Annotated in this window: 3 protein-coding genes; 1 reads left to right on the forward strand and 2 read right to left on the reverse strand. The window is 64.3% G+C overall.

What is annotated here, in order from left to right; translation table 11 throughout:
- Window positions 1–17: 17 nt before the first annotated feature.
- Complete coding sequence (locus WBB85_RS17925; RefSeq protein ID WP_432639960.1) at window positions 18–1,223, reverse strand: winged helix-turn-helix domain-containing protein; 1,206 nt, start codon at window positions 1,221–1,223, stop codon at window positions 18–20.
- Complete coding sequence (locus WBB85_RS17930; protein ID WP_432639961.1) at window positions 1,220–2,272, reverse strand: dipeptidase; 1,053 nt, start codon at window positions 2,270–2,272, stop codon at window positions 1,220–1,222. Before WBB85_RS17930 ends, WBB85_RS17925 begins: the two co-directional genes overlap by 4 nt.
- A gap of 447 nt (window positions 2,273–2,719) precedes the next feature.
- Here WBB85_RS17930 and WBB85_RS17935 point away from each other — a divergent pair.
- Window positions 2,720–3,095, forward strand: a 376-nt coding sequence (locus WBB85_RS17935; RefSeq protein WP_432639962.1) for a WD40 repeat domain-containing protein, incomplete at its 3' end; no start/stop codon positions are given.

Below are 3,095 nucleotides of genomic sequence, written 5' to 3' on the forward strand. Positions count from 1 at the left end.
GGTCCGGGACAGCGTTGCTATCCCCCGCGCAGCCATCCATCGGCGAAGCGCAGGCCGCGGCAATCGGTGAACTGGCCAAGGCGCGCAAGTTCCGCCTCAAGCCGTGCCATGCGCCCTGCGCCCATCCTTATGCCCGGTTCGGGCCAGAAGGCGCGGACACTGAGCGCGCCGTCGGAGCGCAGGCATTTCGCGTCGATCCGGCCGATCAACCGGTCGCGCTCCATCACCGGGAAGACATAGTAGCCGAATTGCCGCTTGGGTTCCGGCACGAAGACCTCGATCCGGTAGAAGAAGCCAAACAGCCGTTCGGCCCGCTTGCGATCCCGCAAAGCCGGATCGAAGGGCGAGAGGATGCGGATGCGGTTGGGCGCTTCGGGCAGCCCGGCGGCCTCGGCCACAAGGCCCGGCCGGGCAAAGCAGCGGCGAAGGGTGCCGTCCGCGCCTTCGATCTGCACCTCATCAATCGCGCCACGTCGCAGGGCCGCCGCGCACCAATCCTTGGCCTCGTCCGGTTTTATCAGATCCCAGAAGGCCGCAATCTCACCCGATGTCGCGAATCCCAGCCGGTCAAGCGCCGCGTTGCAGGCCCAGTCGATCGTGATGGCCTCACCCGGATCGGGCAAGCCATGGTGGTGGGGCAGCACCCGTTCGGTCAGGTCGTAGATCTTGGCGAAGTTCCGGCGGTGACAGATGGAAAGCTGCCCGGACCGCCAGAGATATTCCAGCGCGGTCTTCGACGGGTGCCATTCCCACCAGCCGCCCTTGCCGCGTTTCTCATCCTCGCCCACATCACCCGAGCCGCAGTGTCCGTTTTCGCGCACATGGGCCAGCACCTCCTCGATCTTGCCGTGAAATTCCGATCCGTGCCAGTCGGCCCAGCGTGCGCGGATACGCGCAGCATCGCGGCTGAAGCGCAGCTTCCAGTAGCAAAAGAACGCGGACGGGATCACCGAGGCGTCGTGGGTCCAGTGTTCGAAAAGCGACCGGTCCTTTTCAAGCAGCGTTGCAAGGTTTCCTGGCCTATAGCTTTGCCGCCGCGACCAGAGGATCATGTGATGCGCCCGTTCGACCGTGTTGATGCTGTCGACCTGCACGAAGCCCAGCCGGTGGATGAGCGACAGCAGGTCAGCGCCTTTCGCGGGACCTGAGGGCGGCTCAATCAGCGCGTGGCGGTGAAGAAAGAGCCTGCGTGCGGAGGTGTTATCAAGTACCGGCAGGGTCATTGGCCAAAGGTCCGTTCAAGCACCCTCAGCCAGTTCTCATGCGCGATCTTTGCGACAAATGCCTCGTCATAGCCATGCGCCCGCAAGGCATCGAGAAGACGCGGCAGGCCCGCCGCATCGCCGATCCCCGTTGGCACCGTCGCCCCATCGAAATCCGAACCGAACCCGACCCGGGTTTCGCCCAGATGGGTGATCAGGTGGTCGAGATGGCGCAGGATCGGGTCCCAGCCATCGAAGGGCATCTGGCGTCCGTCCGCATTCAGGAACACGGTGGCGAAATTCAGCCCGACCATGCCGTCCGTCTCGGCGATCATGGCCAGTTGCCGGTCAGTCAGATTGCGGGTCGAGGGGGTTACCGCATGGGCATTGGAATGGGTGGCGACAAGCGGCGCGTCGGAAAGGGCTGCGACATCGTTGAAGCCAGCCTCGTTCAGATGGCTGAGGTCGATCATGATCTTCAGCGCGTTGCATTCCTTGACCAGCCTTTTGCCTGCCTCAGTCAGACCGAGACCGGTATCGGGTGCCCCGGGAAACCGGAACGGCACGCCGTGGCCGAAGATTGTCGGCCGCGACCAGACCGGCCCGAGCGATCGCAAGCCCGCCGCATGCCAGAGATGCAGCGTGTCGAGGTCTTCGCCGATCGCTTCGGCCCCTTCGAAATGCAACACGGCGGCGATCCGGCCTGCCGCCATTGCAGCGCGGATATCGGCGGCGTTGCGGCAGATGGCCAGCGTGCCGGTCCGTTCCATCCACAGCAGATGGCCGATCATCGCCGCAGCCACGGGCTGTGCTGCCTCCGCGCCGATCAGCTTGGGCAGCGGCAGGTCATAGGGCGGGCTATCCATCAGCGCGTCGAAATCGACCACATCTGCCTGTTCCGGCGAGGGGATGTAGACGGCGAAAAATCCCCCGGCAAAACCACCTGCCTTGATGCGCGGCAGATCGAGATGGCCCTTGCCCTCACCCGTCAGCCAGATTGCCTCACGCTCACCCGGATTGCGCAGGAGGCGCAGGAGAAAGTCGTTGTGACCGTCGAAAACCGGGATCATGGCGGCGTTTCTCCTCGTGCAGGTTCGGGCAGAGCTTCGCCTGTCCAATCATCGAGGGCAAGACCGCCCTGCCGGTAATGCCTTGGCTGGGCGGTCTCTTAACAGGGCAACTACTGCCTTTGCCCTCATCACACCACAAGCCGGGCGAGTGCCTGCCCGTGGGGTGGCGCCGCGACCTTTATTCAGGGTGCTTTATAGTCGAAAAGCCCTTAAATCGCCGATGAAATGCGCGACGTTGCTTAAGCGCCAGCCCGCCGGAACGGGCAGGCGCTCGCCTGGCGCGCGTCGCGCTTGTTCCCGGGCGAAATGGGCTCCGCCTCAACGACGAGGAAGGGCTTCAAACCAGCAATTCAATCGCCGATGCAACCACCCTGCCGGACCGATTGACCCGGGGGGTGGGGGTGAAGCTATACTTCGCGCGCAGAAAAGCTGAGGGACGGTCCGGCCATGTGGCGACGGTATGGAACCTGCGGCGTGGTGACGGCGGCTCTGTGGGTCGCCTCGCTGGGTTGCGCGCTGGCGCAGGACTTCTTCACACTCAAAGGTCATGGCGGACCGGTCAAGGGGATCGCCGTGGGCGCGGATGGCACCATCGTCACGGCAAGTTTCGACAATTCGGTCGGGATCTGGCGCGATGGCCTGCCGATCTGGCTGGATGGCCATGAGGCGGCCGTCAATGCAGTGGTCTATCTGGGCGATGGACAGGTGGTTTCGGCGGGCGACGACTTTTCAGTGCGGTTCTGGGACGGAGCCGAGGGGCATGTCCTTGGCCGCCATGCCGGAAAGGTGGTGCGGCTGACGCTTTCGCCGGACGGTACACGGG

This window comes from Albidovulum sp. (assembly GCF_049646345.1).
GTDB lineage: Bacteria > Pseudomonadota > Alphaproteobacteria > Rhodobacterales > Rhodobacteraceae > Albidovulum.

Coding starts and splice junctions, on each gene's coding strand:
- WBB85_RS17925 (WP_432639960.1), bottom strand. CDS start 1,223: ATGACCCTGCCGGTACTTGATAACACCTCCGCACGCAGGCTCTTTCTT.
- WBB85_RS17930 (WP_432639961.1), bottom strand. CDS start 2,272: ATGATCCCGGTTTTCGACGGTCACAACGACTTTCTCCTGCGCCTCCTG.